The sequence below is a fragment of the Leptospira dzoumogneensis genome, assembly GCF_004770895.1.
Taxonomy (GTDB): domain Bacteria; phylum Spirochaetota; class Leptospiria; order Leptospirales; family Leptospiraceae; genus Leptospira_B; species Leptospira_B dzoumogneensis.
Genome location: NZ_RQHS01000012.1, coordinates 301,381 through 318,313 on the forward strand (window position 1 = coordinate 301,381; position 16,933 = coordinate 318,313).

At 42.3% G+C, this 16,933-nt stretch carries 16 protein-coding genes; 6 read left to right on the top strand and 10 right to left on the bottom strand.

The window, feature by feature from the left end; genetic code table 11:
* Positions 1 to 32: 32 nt before the first annotated feature.
* Positions 33 to 653, bottom strand: a complete 621-nt coding sequence (locus EHR06_RS09220; protein ID WP_135756730.1) for a TetR/AcrR family transcriptional regulator — start codon at positions 651 to 653, stop codon at positions 33 to 35.
* An 85-nt stretch (positions 654 to 738) separates the two neighbouring features.
* Between EHR06_RS09220 and EHR06_RS09225 the strand changes: the two genes are divergently transcribed.
* Positions 739 to 2,322: a phytoene desaturase family protein gene (locus EHR06_RS09225; protein ID WP_135756731.1), complete on the top strand. Its 1,584-nt coding sequence runs from the start codon at positions 739 to 741 to the stop codon at positions 2,320 to 2,322.
* 9 nt (positions 2,323 to 2,331) lie between these two features.
* Complete coding sequence (locus EHR06_RS09230; protein WP_135756732.1) at positions 2,332 to 3,087, top strand: SGNH/GDSL hydrolase family protein; 756 nt, start codon at positions 2,332 to 2,334, stop codon at positions 3,085 to 3,087.
* Between the two features lie 244 nt (positions 3,088 to 3,331).
* Here EHR06_RS09230 and EHR06_RS09235 read toward each other — a convergent pair whose 3' ends face one another.
* The 6 genes from EHR06_RS09235 to EHR06_RS09265 all read right to left on the bottom strand — a co-directional run bounded on the left by EHR06_RS09235 (position 3,332) and on the right by EHR06_RS09265 (position 7,629).
* Positions 3,332 to 4,087, bottom strand: coding sequence for a hypothetical protein (locus EHR06_RS09235; RefSeq protein WP_135756733.1), 756 nt, complete (start codon positions 4,085 to 4,087; stop codon positions 3,332 to 3,334).
* A gap of 48 nt (positions 4,088 to 4,135) precedes the next feature.
* On the bottom strand, positions 4,136 to 4,342 hold the full coding sequence (locus tag EHR06_RS09240) for a hypothetical protein (RefSeq protein ID WP_008589214.1): 207 nt from the start codon (positions 4,340 to 4,342) through the stop codon (positions 4,136 to 4,138).
* 78 nt (positions 4,343 to 4,420) lie between these two features.
* Positions 4,421 to 4,969: a hypothetical protein gene (locus tag EHR06_RS09245; RefSeq protein ID WP_135756734.1), complete on the bottom strand. Its 549-nt coding sequence runs from the start codon at positions 4,967 to 4,969 to the stop codon at positions 4,421 to 4,423.
* Positions 4,953 to 6,062 carry a KamA family radical SAM protein gene (locus tag EHR06_RS09250; protein WP_135756735.1) on the bottom strand — a complete coding sequence of 370 codons (1,110 nt, stop codon included), beginning with the start codon at positions 6,060 to 6,062 and terminating at the stop codon, positions 4,953 to 4,955. Before EHR06_RS09250 ends, EHR06_RS09245 begins: the two co-directional genes overlap by 17 nt.
* Positions 6,063 to 6,334: 272 nt before the next feature.
* A complete protein-coding gene (locus EHR06_RS09260) occupies positions 6,335 to 6,655 on the bottom strand; it encodes a hypothetical protein (protein ID WP_135756736.1) in 321 nt (106 codons plus the stop codon).
* A gap of 65 nt (positions 6,656 to 6,720) precedes the next feature.
* Complete coding sequence (locus EHR06_RS09265) at positions 6,721 to 7,629, bottom strand: phosphate ABC transporter substrate-binding protein (RefSeq protein WP_135756737.1); 909 nt, start codon at positions 7,627 to 7,629, stop codon at positions 6,721 to 6,723.
* A 179-nt stretch (positions 7,630 to 7,808) separates the two neighbouring features.
* On the opposite strand from EHR06_RS09265, the gene efp reads away from it, so the two are divergent.
* The 4 genes from efp to EHR06_RS09285 all read left to right on the top strand — a co-directional run bounded on the left by efp (position 7,809) and on the right by EHR06_RS09285 (position 10,333).
* Positions 7,809 to 8,375, top strand: coding sequence for an elongation factor P (gene efp, locus EHR06_RS09270; protein WP_100769266.1), 567 nt, complete (start codon positions 7,809 to 7,811; stop codon positions 8,373 to 8,375).
* A gap of 97 nt (positions 8,376 to 8,472) precedes the next feature.
* Positions 8,473 to 9,006 (top strand): 1,2-dihydroxy-3-keto-5-methylthiopentene dioxygenase, encoded by a 534-nt coding sequence (locus EHR06_RS09275; RefSeq protein WP_135756738.1) that lies wholly within the window; start codon positions 8,473 to 8,475, stop codon positions 9,004 to 9,006.
* Positions 9,007 to 9,009: 3 nt separating this feature from the next.
* The gene (gene mtnB, locus EHR06_RS09280) at positions 9,010 to 9,645 is read left to right on the top strand and encodes a methylthioribulose 1-phosphate dehydratase (protein ID WP_135756739.1); all 636 of its coding nucleotides are present in this window, start codon (positions 9,010 to 9,012) and stop codon (positions 9,643 to 9,645) included.
* A gap of 4 nt (positions 9,646 to 9,649) precedes the next feature.
* Positions 9,650 to 10,333: an SDR family NAD(P)-dependent oxidoreductase gene (locus EHR06_RS09285; RefSeq protein ID WP_135756740.1), complete on the top strand. Its 684-nt coding sequence runs from the start codon at positions 9,650 to 9,652 to the stop codon at positions 10,331 to 10,333.
* A gap of 3 nt (positions 10,334 to 10,336) precedes the next feature.
* Here EHR06_RS09285 and EHR06_RS09290 read toward each other — a convergent pair whose 3' ends face one another.
* Genes EHR06_RS09290 through EHR06_RS09300 form a run of 3 tightly spaced genes read right to left on the bottom strand, consistent with a single transcriptional unit; the run spans position 10,337 to position 16,838 of the window.
* Entirely contained in the window at positions 10,337 to 11,332 is a 996-nt protein-coding gene (locus EHR06_RS09290; protein ID WP_135756741.1) for a response regulator, read from the bottom strand.
* Between the two features lies 1 nt (position 11,333).
* A complete protein-coding gene (locus EHR06_RS09295) occupies positions 11,334 to 14,312 on the bottom strand; it encodes an MHYT domain-containing protein (protein ID WP_135756742.1) in 2,979 nt (992 codons plus the stop codon).
* A 6-nt stretch (positions 14,313 to 14,318) separates the two neighbouring features.
* Positions 14,319 to 16,838 carry a histidine kinase N-terminal 7TM domain-containing protein gene (locus EHR06_RS09300; protein ID WP_135756743.1) on the bottom strand — a complete coding sequence of 840 codons (2,520 nt, stop codon included), beginning with the start codon at positions 16,836 to 16,838 and terminating at the stop codon, positions 14,319 to 14,321.
* Positions 16,839 to 16,933 lie beyond the last annotated feature (95 nt).

Consider the following 16,933-nt stretch of genomic DNA (forward strand, 5'->3'; position numbering starts at 1 on the left):
GGAACCGCGTAATTCTACGGTTTAATTTATAATTATGCCTTTAGACCTGTATATAAGAATTGAATTAAGTCCTTAGTGATCTTTCTCGCCTGTTTAATTTCGATAGATCGGAACATCATCTGTTGTCCTGATAATAATACTGCAACTCCATGAGCCATTGTCCAAGCGGATGTGGCAGCTTTTTCCGCATTTCCTTCCGGGATTAGCCCTGCTTTTTGACAATCTTTGATGATATCCACAATGATCTGAAAAGTTTCATCCTCCGTTTTGATCAAAGAATCGTACTTTAAATGGCTTTCGATCTGGTTGCCATACATGATCCTAAATAGATCAGGATTTTCTAATGCGAATTCTACATAAGAAACCCCGGATTCTCGGAAGAGGAGCAAAGGCCTTCTTTTATATTTTGCCCTCAGCCTCTTTTGTCTTTCCGCTAGGATCTTAAATCCTTCTTCTGCGATGTCAGCGTATAAGGATTCTAAATCCGGATAATGTCTATAAGGAGCGGATTGGCTGACTCCGGCCAGGGTTGCGGCTTTTCTGAGACTTAAGGCCTTATAACCTTCTTCTTTTAAGATCTTTATGGAAGCGTCCAATAAGGCTCTTTTTAGGTCTCCGTGGTGGTATGAATTTTTTTCTTGGGAATTTTTCATGTTGACATGTATTACATTAAAGGTTGTGATTATAAAACTGAATGTGTTCAGTGTTCACATTGAATGCGAATAAGAGGTTTTGTCAATGAATATTGATCAAGTAGGAAACGAATTCGATATTATATTTATAGGTTCCGGTATGGGAACCCTAACCACAGCAAGTCTTTTGGCCCAATCAGCGGGTAAGAAGGTTTTGGTACTGGAAAAACATTTTCAACCGGGAGGTTTTACTCACGAGTTCCAGAGAAAACAGGGAAAATACCATTGGGATGTGGGAATTCACTATGTGGGTGATATGCATGAAGGCGGGCTTTGTAAGAAGATCTCCGATAAAATTACTCGTGGGCAACTCGTCTGGAAAAGAATGAAAGATCCTTTCGAACGTTTGGTTTTCCCTACTCGAAATTTTGATATTTATGGAGATCCGGAAAAGTTCAGATCGGATCTGATCAGTCAATTTCCAGAAGAAGAGGAAGCTATCGAAAGATATTTGAAGGATATAAGAAAAGTTTCGGTCCTTTTTGGAAAAGCGATCATGATGAGACTTTCTCCTCCACCTTTGGATTCTCTGGTTGGTATACTGGGAGAAGGAAATGTAGTAACTCTCAAAGATTATTTCGATAAAAATTTCAAGAGTGAGGATTTGAAAGGGATCCTTGCGGCACAATGGGGGGATTACGGTCTTCCTCCTTCTAAAGTTGCTTTCGCGATGCATGCTACATTGGTGCAGCATTATATTAACGGAGGTTATTATCCGGTGGGGGGTGCCGGTAAAATTTTCGATACGATAGAGCCAATCTTACAAGAAAATGGCGGCGCAGTCCTATCTTCCGTAGAAGCAAAAGAGATCCTGATCAAGGATGGAAAGGTAGTAGGAGTTAAAGCAAAAGCATTGAGGGGAGAAGGTCATGAGCGTGATTTTTTTGCTCCGGTGGTGATCTCATGCGCGGGAGCTTATCCTACTTATACAAAATTGATCCCGGATTCCTATCCTATATCTTTCAGAAAAGATCTAAAAGATTTTTATAATAGAGAAAGAATGACCACAAGTATTTGCCTCTATCTAGGTCTTTCCGAAAGTCCTGCAAAATTCGGATTTAGCGGGGAGAACTATTGGATTTTCGCTTCTCCTGATCATGATAAGAATTTTTCCGAAAGGAATGATTGGCTTTCAGAAAGCGATGAGATCCCGAATCTATATCTTTCTTTCCCGAGTTTAAAAAATCCGGAAGCTAAGTCCCATACAATGGATGTGATCACATTTACGGATTATTCCAATTTTGCGGAATGGAAAGACGAACCTTGGAAGAAGAGGGGAGAAGAGTATAAAGACTTCAAGGAGAAGATCATAAATCGGATCCTGACCACATTGGAGTCCAGATTTCCAGGTCTTACTAAGCTGGTTGAATTTGCGGAACTTTCTACTCCGATCACAAATGAACATTTTACTTCTCATCCGGACGGAGCCATCTACGGTTTGGCCTGTGTGCCTGAAAGATATAAGAAGGAAAAATGTCCTTGGTTTGATGTTAGAACTCCGGTTGAAGGCCTGTATTTAACAGGTGCGGATGCAGCTTCTCCAGGAATTGCAGGCGCGATGATGGGTGGTTTAGCTGCTGCTTTAGCGGTGACTGGGAATGCAAATCTACTGAGAGAATTAAGAAATTAGAAAATTCTAATGAGAGAGATCCCATTTTATACCACGAGCCTTCTTTTGTCCCCTCTACTTTTATGGCAGGGGTTGAAGGCTCGTAAAACAATCCCTCGTTTACCGGAAGCTACCGGCCCTGACTTTGGGGAATTTCCAGGCTCTAGCCCATTCCATCTTTTGGTTTTGGGAGAATCTACCGTTGCAGGTGTAGGAATTCCAGACTATAAAAGTTCTTTGACCGGCCAAATCGCTTCTTCTCTTGGAAGCAGAAGCGGCAGGAAGGTCTTTTGGAAAGCGATAGGAGAAAGTGGGATCACTTTAGAAGAAGCAAAACAGAAATTTAGATCTCGTTTGCCCGAATCTTTTCCGGATGCGATCGTTCTTGCTTTGGGTGCAAACGATGTTGTGAAATTGAACTCTCAAAAAAAATGGTCTGATGATCTGCAGGATTTGATCGATGTATGTAGATCTAAATATCCGAATGTTCCGGTATTTATTGCAGGAGTTCCACCTCTTGGGATTTTTCCTGCCTTACCTAAGGCTATGAGATTTGTTTTAGGTTGGAAGGCTAGGCTTTTGGACCAGGCTTCTTCTTATCTTTCTGCAAAACTAGAAAATGTATTTCATATTCCGATGAGAAAGATCGGATCACTTTCTCCGGAAGGGATTTTTTGCTCTGATGGATTTCATCCTTCGATAGAAGGTTGTTCTATATGGGGAGAAGAAATTGCTGATTCGATTTTGGCTGTAGCAGTAAACGATTTTTCTAAGAAAAATTTGTAGGAGCTCCTACAAGATCAGGCCGGAAATAAAGATTGCGAGAATGATGTTTTTGTGATATAGAAATTTTCGAAGTTCCCACGAGCCTCTCCCCCCTCCCAAAGCTAGGGCGGGGGCCGGTTTACAAAATTTGCTTCGATCAAATTTAGTTTGTCCGTTTAGGTGGCCGACTCGTTTGACTTTCAGTCACCGACTCAGCAAAGCTGGTCGTCTTCTCGCTACGCTCCGAAGGGGCGGGGGCGCACTTTCAATAATTCAGTTTTAAAATTCGGATCTCTTTTTCTTCGAAGCGGAGAGTTTCTTTGAGTTGGTTGAATCTTTCCACGGAGAAAGGAGACTCTGGAGAACGTAGTTCTTTTTTCAATTTTAGAACTTCTTCATATAGCGATAGCAGTTCCAAAGTGTTTCCCTTGGCTTCTTTTGAATAAAGAGCACGGAACATAGGCCCGATCCTTGAAGGGATATCCGAGTTTACGATTTCCGCAACCCCGAGATCTTCGATATGTCGGAACATCCAGTTTTGGAGATAGACTGTGAGTAGTCTTTCCATCCGGACCACATCTTCCTTAGTATTCCGTGGAACGATCCCTTTATAGAATCTATAACGTTTTCTTAAATATTTGCCGGCGGTGTTTCCGTCGATAGGCTCTGATTTAAGTTTGTCCCATTCTTCTTTGATGACAGGAAAATATTCCGAGCCGAAATATGGTTCGCCCAATTCGCAGATATGAATGGCTCCCGGGTCGTAACTTCTCATTCTGGTGCGGAATCCATCCCAGTCTGCTGCGAGTAAGTTTACCTGTCCCTGGCTTTGGAGCGGTTCCATAGCTCGGTTGATCTCTCGGATAAAATTTCCTTTGAGCTGATCGGAAGGATCTGCGAGTACTAGAAAGTTGAAGTCGGAGGATTCGTCTCCTTCTCCTCTTTGTCTGGAACCGAAAAATATGAGTTCGAATGGTTTTAGGGAGGAGACGCTGGATAGATTTTCTTTAATTCGTTCCATGGCTTAAGAATCGTTTCGGTCTCTATCTTAGGAATATTAGAAGATGTACTATTCGAAAAACAAACGCATCCTGGAAAGGTTTTCCAAAATGGCTTTGTAGGCCCGATCTCTATCTTCCGGATCTCCGAAGGGCAGCGATTTTACGTGGTTGAAGTCATGGTAGGTGATCTCTATGGAGTTTGCCGCCATGTTCTTTTTGATCGAGGAGATATAGTCTAGATTAATGACCTCGGTATCCCCCAATTTTAACCACATTCTATCTTATCCCCGGGATCTCTTCTCCCCGCCGGATAACATACTTTCCGGATCAAAATCGGTCAAGAAAATACGCTCTTAAAACGCTTTTATTCCCCGGCTTACGAATTCATGGAATTCTTTTCCTAATTCCGCAGTGCCCAATCCCTTTTTGTTTTCCAATTGGGTTTCGAATACGAATATGAACGCCTCTTTTTGCCATTCCCAACGGACGTAACATTTTTCCGCTCCGGATCCTTTGGTGCAGCCTGAAAATACTGTGGCCCTGGAATTTTCCCCGATTGGGAAATATTGGAATTGTCTGGAATTGAATTTTGCCTGGTCCGTTTCGGATACCAATTGTCTGAAATCGTTGGAATTATCCTCAGTGTATGAGGAGGCCCGAAAACTTTCGAAATTGGAATTCGTGTCGGATATTTTACATTCGTAGAATAGTCCCCTGGCGAATAATCTTCCTGAGTTGAGTAAAACGGAATGTCCGCCTGTATAATATACTACGTCGTAATTGAGTCGAAGTGCCGACGGATTTTCAGCTACGACCGAGGTCGGATTCTCCTGATGGCTTTTACATTCTGAGAGGACAAGCGCGAATATGAATAGAATGAGAATTCTAAAAACCGATCTCATATAGATCTCCTTTATAATTTCGGAATACATAAGAAGAAGTTTTGGTTTCTTCCAGATAATTCGCAGGTAGAGGGACTTTTCCTCCTCCACCGGTTAGATCCACTACGTACAATGGAACGCTTAGTCCGCTGATACTTCCTCGGATCTGTTTCATAAGTTCCACACCTTCTTCTATAGGGACCCTGAAATGAGAAGATCCGAATACCTCGTCGCATTGGTGCAAATAATATGGTTTGATCCCGATTTTAGTGAGTCCGTAGAATAAATCTGTCAAAGCTACTACAGAATTATTGATCCCTTTCAACAGCACAGCCTGGTTTAGAACTGTCACTGCTCCTTCTTTCACTAACATCCCGATCCTTTCTTTTACAAGGTCTGTAAGTTCCTTGGAATGGTTGAAATGTGTGACCAAATAGATCGGGAAATGTTTTTTTAAGACCTGACAAAGTTCCGACGTAATCCTCATCGGAAGTGTAACCGGGTATCTGGTATGAATACGAACCTGATTGATATGCGGAATAGATTTTAATTCGCCTAAAAGATAATCCAGTTTGGAATCGCTAAGATTCAAAGGATCTCCTCCGGAAAGGATCACTTCTTTGATCTCGGTATGTTCTCTAAAATAGCGTAATGCGTCTTTCCAGTCTTCCGCACCTGGAGTTCCTGCAGATTGGGATACCTTTCTTTTTCGGGTGCAGAATCTACAATATACCGCGCATACATGAGATAGATACCAAAGCGCCCTGTCAGGATAACGATGAGTTACTCCTTTGACCGGCATATAGGATTCTTCTGCCAATGGATCTCTTCTGTCCCAGGCTCTTGTATGTAGTTCTTCTTTTCTTGGTAAAACTTGTAATCGAATAGGACAGTTTGGATCTTCCGGGTCCGCTAGGTTTAGATAATAAGGAGTGGCGGAGAAGCTGAACACTTCAGAGCAGGCGAGTAATGCTTCTTTTTCTTCGGAACTGATCCGGATATAATTTTCCAGTTCGGATCCGTCTTTGATCCGATTTTGGATCTGCCATTTCCAATCCAACCATTCCGATTCGGAAACTTTCTTTTGTTTTGGATGTGATGAAACGAGTTCCAAGAAGTCCTCTTACTGATGGATTCTCATGCCTGCAATTCCAGTCAACCGAGTATCCGTATAAAAAAGAAGGAAACCAAACATAGGTTTCCATTCGAGTTTTTTATTTATATAACCTCGAGGAGAATGCCCATCTATTAAAGTTGGAGACTTAGGAGAAGGATGAGCTAGATTTCCCGTTTTCTATTTTTGCCGAAGCGGAATTTTTGCCCGAAACCGCAGTCATGCTTTTTACGGGGAAAAGTCCTCCCGAGGACTTACAGAATGAAAACCGGTCAGACCGGAGGGGGAAGGAAAAGATAACGATATGCTAGGGTGTGAAAGTAAAAATTGCGGCCCGAATCGTTCGGAAGAAGACTACTCTTTGATCCGGAAGCTGTTTGGGAGAATTTGGTGATTAATCCGATGACTGCATCGTCTGCACTCGAGGAGAATAAGGAAGGAAGTCCTTGGTCGTCACTGTCCCTAAAAGATTGGGTTCTTGATTTTTTTTGGAAGGAATAACTTTTGACGCTGCTATAATCTCTGGCTACGACCTCACTGAAGAGGGCGAGCACCATGAATAAGATCAGAGGTAAAAGCCAAAGCCGCTTCATATCTATCTAACCTTAGACGGAACAAAACGGCTTTCGCAACCTTTTTTCGGAGAGAAAATCGGAATTTATGGTTTGATCGCTTCTACTTCTACAGTACTTAAAGTACTTCTTAAATAGCCGCTTTTCAGCACCATAGTCTGTCCTTCTTCCGAAGTGATATATGTAATGAACTCATCAATTTTTTTACCTCTATCGGAGAGATAGAATAAGTACAATCCCCTAGAGAGTTTGTATTTTCTTTCGGAAACATTCTGGATGCTTGGCTCTACATAAGGGTCCTTTCCGGTTTTGGAATAAGGAATCGCTTTCACTTTTCCTTTGTTTTGGATCTGAGCGCTTCCCATTCCCATAAATCCAACGGATGCGGTATCTTTCTCGATCAGATCTGCCATCTCATCGTTATCCGCAACCACTTTGGAATCATTAGTGAATTCTTTCTTTTTAGAAGTTTGGTATTCTTTTTCTCCCAAGTCTCTTTGTCTTAAGATATGAGTTTCGAAATAAGCGGCAGTTCCACTCTTATCGTTCCTAAGAACCACATGGATCGGTCCGGGCTTTCCACCTACTTGGGACCAATCTTTTATATCTCCGGAGAATATTTTGGAGATCTGCTCTAATGTAAGTTTAGAAACAGTATTAGCAGGGTTCACTACTATTGCAATCCCATCGTAACCGATCAGTACATTCTCAAATCTTCCTTTTCTTTGGAACTGGGTTTGTTCTTCCGGAGTTAATGGTCTGGAAGAAGCGGCTATATCCGTCTTGGCTTCGAATAATTTTTCGATCCCTTCGAAAGAACCTCCTCCTTGGACGGTCACTTCAATATTCGGATTCTTCTTTGCGTATCCAGCCGCTACCACGTTCAATAGGGTATGCATGGTTTCGGAGCCTGTGATCAGTAAGGGTTCTTTTTTGCAATTGGCAACCGTTAGCACGGTAAACATAAGGAGTAAGAGCGTTAATTTTTGTTTCATCGAGTCTTTGGTTCTCCGGAAATCTTTTCCAAAGGGGGATTCTCCTTCTGTAAGGCGAAAAGTCGAACGGATTTTGGTCCTGAAATATTACAATTAACGAAGGTACCCGGAGTACATCGCTTGACACCCCGCCTTCTTACAAGGATATAGAAGTAGCGTATTTTTTATTTAGGTCGTTTATGAACTTAGGCATTACTGAAGTTAGAAAAGGAATGGTTCTCAAGGTAGAAGGAGAACTTTATTCCGTTGTAAAAAGCGAATTCGTGAATCCGGGAAAAGGTTCCGCCTTTATCCGCACAAAATTAAAGAACTTGGTCCGTAGTAGCTCCATCGAAAGGACTTTCAAGGCTGCGGAAAAATTAGAATCCGTAGAATTGGAAAAGAGACAGATGACCATCTGTTATTCCGAGGGCGATGATATCATCTTCATGGACACGAATGACTTCGAACAGCTTCCGGTTTCTAAAGAATATCTGGAGGACATCCTTCCTTTCTTAAAAGAAGAGACCGCGATGGAAGTTTCCTTCTACGAAGGCAAACCGATCGGAGTGACTCCTCCAAACTTTGCGATCCTGGAAGTAACTTATGCGGAAGAGGGTCTAAAAGGTGATACCTCCGGAACCGCTCTCAAAAGAGTAACTGTAGAGACAGGCGGAGAGATCAACGTACCTATTTTTATCAAACAAGGAGATTCTATCCGGATCGACTTGAGAGATCTTACCTACGTAGAACGGGTAAATAAATAAGGGTTTTGTAAAGCGGCCTTATATACAAAAGGGGCTGCTAACTACCGCTTGAGGGTGCGGAGCTAAAAAAGGGACACCACCTAAAGGAGGAACGCTAATGGCGACTATTATCCAAAAACCGGGACTACCGGAAATCAAAGACAATACTGAAGTTAAATCTTTTCTGAATAAAAGAGGGATCGAATACGATCATTGGCCGGTCCCTAGTACCTCTAATTCTCTTACGGATAAATTAACTCTAGTAGATGATGAGAAAGAAGCTCTTCTCAAAAATTTGGACAATCGTTTCGAGACCTTAAAAGAAAAAGAAGGTTATCAGTCCAGAGATCTGATCGTTCTTCATCCGCAAGTTCCCGGCTTGAACGAGATGTTGGCTAAATTTGATAAAGTGCATTATCATACGGACGACGAAGTTCGTTATATAGTGGATGGTTCCGGAATTTTCGGATTCGCTCTCTCTGGCGAAAAGTTTTTAGTAAAAGTGGAGAAGGACGATTTCATCTCCGTTCCTAAGAACACAAATCATTGGTTCACTCTAGATGAGAACAAAAGGATCAAAGCAGTCCGTTATTTCCAAGACATGAGCGGCTGGGTTCCTAATTACGTAGAAGAAACTACGGCTCTAGTTTAAAGAATGTCCCAAAAAAAGATCCTGACTCGCCTCGCCGAGTCGGGAGTACTATATCATTCTAAAGGATGGATGCCTGGAACTGCAGGTAATCTTTCCATCAAGGACGAAAAAGATCCTAACGTGTTCTGGGTAAGCGGGAGCGGTTTGGATAAGAACAAACTGACTCGAAAAGATTTTCTTCCTGTAGAGATCCAATCCGGAAAAGTATTAGAAGGTTGGAAAGGTAGAGAAGGTCTTAAACCTTCCGCTGAAACTTCTATCCACAGAGCGGTTTACAAAGCGTTTCCTGAAATGGGATGTTCTCTTCATGTTCATACTCCCGAATCCAATCTGATCGAGATAGGAGTTTCCAAAGAGAATCCGATCGAAGATCTTCCTCTTCTTCCTTTAGAGATCATCAAGGCATTCGGTATTTGGGATGAGAATCCGAATGTTGCTGTTCCGGTCCTATATAATTATCCAAAGGTCCAAGATATCTCGGATCATCTGGAAAAACATCTCATTGAAACAAAACCCAGAGTCCCGTTTTGTATTATAGAAAAACATGGGATCACTGTTTGGGGAAAAGATCTGATCCAGGCGAATCGACATTTAGAAGCCGCAGATTTTTTACTAAAAGTGCGGGCGATGTCCAAGTAAGAACATGGGACCCAAGAATATCCTGGTAGTCGGGGCCGGATCCGGGATCGGCAGATCATTATTAGAAAAACTGAATGCGAATCCGGAATATTTTCCGATCGGGATCTCCAGACGCGGAGTTCCTTTGGAGGAAAATTTAGAAAGAGGGTTAAATTATCTATGCGATCTGGGAGAGCAAAACCGGATCCTAGAATTCACTTCTTCACTTTTGAAAATTTGGAAAGAGATCCATGCGATCTATTTCGCTTCCGGGGACGGTCTATTCTTAAAGATAGAAGATCTGGAATGGGAAGATCTGCAAAAACATCTGACTCTAAACTTAAGCGCTCCTATTTTACTGACTTCTAAACTTCTAGCTTCTATGAAGAATGGATCTCTTCTCTGTTATATTTCTTCTACCGCCGGGAAGCTTGGATTTCCGGAATCTTCTCCTTATTGCGCTTCTAAACATGGTCTGGCCGGTTTTGCAAAAGCGATCCGGGAAGAAGTAAAAGATCGCGGGATAAGAGTGACTACGGTGTATGCAGGAGCGATAGACACTCCTATCTGGGATGGAAGAGAAGGTTTTAAAAGAGAAGATATGATCCCGGCAAAGGATGCTGCAGTCTTTCTGGAAAGTTTGTATTCTTTTCCCGCGAGTTTCAACCAGGACGAGATACTTTTTCTGCCGCCCAAAGGTGTGCTTTAAATTTTAGGTTTCCGCCCAGCGTTCTCGGATCTTTAAAAGTTCAGGCATCAGATTCAAAAAGACCGGAACAAGTCCCGGATCAAAATGAGATCCGGCACCTTTACGGATATGATTGACCGCGTCTTCTATACTCCATGCTTTTTTATAAGGTCTTTCCGTGGTAAGTGCATCGAATACGTCCGCAATGGTTACGATCCTTGCTTCGATAGGGATGGTATCTCCTTTGATCCCGTTCGGATAACCGCTTCCATCCCATTTTTCATGGTGGTTCAAAGCGATACTTTTCGCCATTTGTAATAGGGAAGAATCATGATCTCCTATGATCTCCGCACCTATAGTGGGATGGGTTTTCATGATATCCCATTCTTCAGGATCTAATTTACCGGGTTTTTGTAATATACTATCAGGGATCCCGATTTTACCTATATCGTGCATGGGAGAAGCATGTAATATCTTCTCTGCGGTATCTTCGGAATGACCCAAGGCTTCCGTAAGTGTTTTAGAATAATGGCTCATCCGGATCACATGTAGACCGGTTTCGTTGTCTTTGTATTCAGCTGCGAGCCCCAATCTTTGGATGATCTGAAGCCTAGTCTCTCTTAGTTCCTCATTTCGGACCAAAGAAAGATGTGTTTTAACTCTTGCCTTAACGATCGCAGGACTTACAGGTTTTGTAATATAGTCCACGGCTCCGGCTTCAAAACCGTCAGCCTCGTCTTCTTCTTCCGCCATTGCTGTCACGAATATCACAGGTATTCTAGAAGTGGAGGATTCATTTCTGAGTTTTTTACAGGTTTCATGCCCTGTCATTCCGGGCATCATCACGTCCAAAAGGATCAGATTCGGTTTTTCGGAGATTGCGAGCTCTATAGCCTTGATACCGTCCTTTGCGAAAAACAATCTATAATCTTCTTGTAATATTTGTTTGAGTACCTGCAGGTTTGCCGCTTCATCGTCTACGACTAAAATTTTAGGTCTGTCATCCAGAAGTGGGCTCATTCTATTTTCCGATGTCCAATCCGAGTTGGGTGCTGAATTTTTTAAGAAGAGTGTACGCCTCTTCGAATTCGAATTGTTCTATTTTAGAACTAAAAAGTTTAAAATCGGAATTTTCCACTTTGGTCCGGATCAGATCCGAAAATTCTTCTAAAGATTTTTCTTCTATCGAGCCTCTTTGAAAAGATTCGGATAGTTCTTTCGCAAGAATGGAAGCTTTTTTAGGATCCCATTCCACTTCTTTCCAGAAAGGATCGATTTCCTGATCTGCGATCATTTCGGAATAACCTAATACTCTTGCGATCTCAGCGATCATCTGATCCATCTCCACAGGTTTGGAAACGAATCCATCCATCCCGGCCGCACTCGCCGCATTTTTATCTTCTTCAAAAACGCTGGCGGTCAATGCCAAAATAGGGGTCCTGGAAACCTTCTCCTGGATTTCATGCATCCGTATGACCTTAGTCGCTTGGCGGCCGTCCAATCCAGGCATCTGTACGTCCATTAGAACCAGATCGAAAGATCCGGTCGTGACTTTTTTTACCGCGTCCTCTCCGTTATACGATGATTCAACCTGGTGTCCAAGGTTCTGGAGAAGAAGGCTTACTAGTTCCGTATTTTTTTCCACATCGTCCACTACTAAGATCTTTAAAGGAGGAAGTTTGATCCCTGTTTGTATCTTGTTCTCTTGTCTAGGTTTTCCTTCTTCTAAAGGAAGAAGTACATGGAATGTACTTCCTTTGCCGAGAGAACTCTCCGCCCAGATCTTTCCACCCATCAATTCCGTTAGCTGTTTACAGATCGTAGTTCCGAGTCCTGTTCCGCCAAAACGTCTAGTTGTGGAAATATCCGCCTGAGTGAACGGTTCGAAAATTTTATCCAATCGATCCGCTTGGATCCCGATCCCGGTATCTTGGACGGCAAAATGAAGTTTTCCTTCTTCTCTTTTTACTTTTAAACTGACCTTTCCTTTGTCAGTGAATTTGACCGCGTTTCCGATCAGATTCATCAGGATCTGTCTGATCCTTAAAGAATCTCCTTTATAAAATTCAGGAAGATCCGATTCTTGGACCACTTCGAATTCCAGATTTTTCTTTCTGGCACCGATCCCTAAGGTGGATTTTAATTCTGCGATCAATTTGAAAAGGGAGAAGTCCATTTCTTCCAATTCCACCGCTCCTTTTTCCAACTTCGCGGTGTTTAAAATATCATTCAAAAGTCTTAATAAAGATTTCGCGGAACTTTTGACGGTTTCCAAGTGGGTCCTATGATTTTTTTCCAATTGGTCGGAAAGAAGAACTTCCGTAAACCCTAGTATTGCGTTCATCGGAGTTCGGATCTCATGGCTCATATTCGCTAAAAAAGAAGTTTTAGTGATCGCAGCGAGTTCCGCTTTTTCTTTTTCCTTACGTAGAGCTTCCTCTATTCTTCTTCTTTCGGTGATATCTAAAATAACCCCGTCTATGAAGATTGCTTCTCCGTTCCCGCCGTAAACTCCACATCCATTGTCCCAAAGCCATCTGATCTCTCCGTTTTGGTGGATGACCCTATATTCTAAAGTAAATGCTCTTTTTCCCGCGACTGCAGCATCTACTATGGACTCTACCATTTTAATATCTTCAGGATGAACAACGTCTTTAAAAGATCGGATAGAGTTTGAGCTTACAAAATCTTGGATGGGATAGCCTAGAATAGATTCCGTAGAATCACTCATGAATAACATATTCCATTCATTATTCGGAAGGCATCTATATGTGATACCCGGGATATTTTCGATCATGGAACGCACTTGTTGTTCACTTTGTTTTAATGCGTTCTCTATCATTTTTCTTTCGCTGATATCGGTTACAAAACCGACGAATAGATCTTCTCCGGAAAGTTTTCCATGACCTATGGCCAAACGAATCGGAAAGTCGGATCCGTCTTTTCTAACGCCGATAACTTCTCTGCTGCTTCCTATAATTTTAGCGAAGCCCGCACTCAACATCGTCTTGGAATTTTTATCTTTTATGCTATAGTAAGGATCCGGCATTAACTCTCTGATATTTTTACCGATCACCTCACCGTTTTCATAACCGAAGATCAACTCTGCAGAACGGTTGAATTCTCTGATCTTACCTTCGGCATCCATCGTGATCACTCCATCCACAGCGGTGGTGATGATCGTCCTAAGTCTGGATTCGCTGACTCTTAAGTTATTTACTAGATCTCGGTATCTCAAGAACCAGTTGACTGCAAATGCAAACAGAGTGAATGCGATCGTGATAAGGGAAACTGAAAGTGCTAAGAAAGTAGAGTCCGTAGTCTGAGGGGTAAGGGTAGTGTTTTCTCCTATGAATCTTGCAGCTTCCATTCCGGTATAATGCATTCCGGAAATAGCGGATCCCATAGTGATCGCAGAAATGATGGAAGGCCAAAGAGTGCCTAACTTCATATTTTCTAGACCGAATCGTACCCAAAGAGAGAGTATCGCAAGAACGACCGCAACTACGATGGATAGTGCAAAAAACCATGGATCATAACGTAAGTAAGGACCCGTCTCCACGGCCGCCATTCCTGTATAATGCATAGCTCCTATCCCGGAACCTACAAGAACGCCGCCTAACACTAGTTCTGTACCTGAAATTTTAGGCCTATTCACGAACGACAATGCGATCGTAGAGGCGAGAAGACTCGGAAAGATGGATAGGATAGTCAGGCTCTTATCATACTGAACCGTCGTGCATAGTTCAAAAGAAAGCATCCCGATAAAATGCATGGACCAAACCCCGCAGCCTAAGGCTATGCTCGCAGCGGAAGAGATCAGATATTTTGTGACGGGCGGAGAAGATTCCGGAACTTTTTGTCCAACGATCTGCAAAGCGATATAGGAAGCGAATATCGCCATTAAAACGGAAAGAACAACCAGCCAAGGGTTATACGTTGCCGTAAGAAGTTTAGTGGAAGAATTATAAATGAAAAAATTATCTAAAAATGCGATCACAAAAACTCAGACCTCGAAAGGAAGCCCCACATAAAATATAGTATTCCCGGGAGAAGAATCAAACCAGATCCTTCCTTTATGTTTTTCTACAATTCGCTTTGCTATATCTAAACCGAGTCCTGAACCTTCTCCCAAAGGTTTGGTGGTGAAGAATGCATCGAACACTTGGTCTTTCACTCCTGCAGGGATCCCGGGTCCCTTGTCTTGGATAGAAACTATCACCTCGTTCCCTTGTAAGGAAGCGCTAATCCCGATCGAACCTTTGTACGACATCGCCTGGACGGAATTCATGATCAAATTTGTCCATAAATGCATTAAATCATCCGGAAAGCCTAAAAACTCGGGGACACCGTCCAGGTTAGTCGAAACTTCCACACCATGTTTGAATAGATTCTGGTACAGTGTCAGAACGGTATCTATATTTTCCTTTAAAGAAAATTTTCTTTTCTTATGGGAGGACTCGAAATGTGCAAAACTTCTGAGTGCATATACAATTTTTGCGGAACGATCCACCGCCGTTTTGATCGTATCCACACATTGTTCCGGACCTAAAAGGTTTAAAAAGAAGGGGAGAAGTTCCCTTGTATTCTGATTTTTTAATATTCTTTCGAAATTTTTCCAGGAAGAAGCGATCCCGAAATCGACGAAAAATTCTGCAGTTTCCTCAGGGAAAAGAATATCCGCGGATTTCATCTCCGTTTTGATCTCCGCAAGTACCCTTCTTCTTTCCAGACCGATCAATATCTCTTTGGAAGAAACCCCCAAAGAGATCAACTCTTTGTAGGAGTTCCAATCCTCGTCGGATAAAGAAGAGAGAAGAGGGAGGATGGAACGTAATTCATTTCTGATCTTTTCTAGATAAGATAGAATATTAAAACCCGCCGCCTGGATCGCACCTATAGGATTATTGATCTCATGAGCGATCCCTGCCGCTAATTGGCCTAGATCCGCGAGCTTGGAAGCCTGGATTAACTTTGCCTGGGTCCTTTTCAAACTTTGGAGAGCTTCTTCCAGGTCGAATTTTTGGGATTCTATGATCTCTTTTTGGGCCAGGATCTCTTCATTCGCTCTTTGTAATGTTTCTATCCTGAATTCCGCTTCTTTTAAACCCGTGGCGTCTGTCCCTGTGGATATCACATATTGTAAATGGCCGTTCCGATCCCTGACTTCTTTATGCTCCCAAAGAGTTCTTCTGGATTTTCCTTCCTTGGTCCTAAGAAGTACACTTGTATGTTTTGGGAACTTCTTCTTTGCAAAACGTTGTTCGAAAACTTTTGCAATCGTTTTACTTTCTTCCGCAAATAGTTCCGTTTCCCAAAAAACTTTTCCTTCCAGTTCCATTAGATCGAATCCAGTGGTTTGCAGGCAGGCTCTATTCAATAAAATTAATTTACCATCTCCATCCAAAACGAGGAATAGGATGCTGGTGGAGTCTAAAATACTCTGAAGGATATCCCTTCTTTCCGAAAGTTTTCTTTCCGAGATCGCCCTCTGTGTCACATCTCTCAATACTACGATCGTGAAATGAGAACCTTCCGCTCTTTGGGAACGAACGGAAACATCATAATATTTGCCATGATTCGTTTTCCATTCGGTATTCGTCTTTCTGTTGGAATGACATTCTTCCACAAGAACGTTCAGATCCGGGAGAAATTCGGAAAGTTTGGAATCTTGTCTCAATCTTGCTATCCCGAGCATATTTAGAGCGGAAACATTACAATCCAGAAGGAATCCGGAAGAGTTCATTACAAAAACTGCATCTTGTATATATTCGAAAACCTGATTCCTTGCAAGAGGGATCAGGTTTAAGATCCTGAAATAAAAAAGACCGTACATCCAAACGATCAAAGCGAAACTTGCAGCTAAAGGGAAAATATCCAGCTTTGGATGGATAAAAGGAATAAAACTGCCCGCGGTCATCACCTGACTGCCGAAAGGAAGAGTGACCCCGATCATAAATACCAGGCAGCGTACCCTATGGAATGCTCTCTGGGTCCAGATCCCATATAATAAAATTATAATACAAAGCGAGAATATGAAGATGGAATTGATTACATAGACCTGCATCCAAGGCCCATATTCGTAGATTAAAGCCAGCCAGGGAGCGGAGGGATCGAATCTAAGAGAAGGGCGGATCCATTCTTTTGCTCCGAACCAAACTACAATTTCAGTACATAGAGGAATGAATGAAAAAAGAAAAATGCTGATCGGGTGAATGAATCTGCTTAAATTCGCTACCCTTAAACAAAGAAAGGGAAGTGAAACGATCAGAAGGTCAGGACCTATAAATTGGAAATTGTCCCAAAAAATAATACTCTCGGGCCTTGTGCTGACTATCTCCCAAAAATATCCGAAACTATACAGGATCATTCCAAGACATACCAGAATGAATTCAGGCGCTCCGGAGGTTTGTCTATTTTTGAATCCTAATCTAAGAGAAAGAATGGAAAGAAAGAGGCTGAATAAGGGAAGGATCGCGTAAGGAGTCCATTTGAACCAGGATAAAGATTGGACTTCCGTTCCCATGCAAACTAATTTTGAACGCCACCCCTTCGGCTCAAGGAGAAAGTTTCTAAGCTTAAAATATAAGACGTATTAGCCGGATCGATCCAACTTTCTAT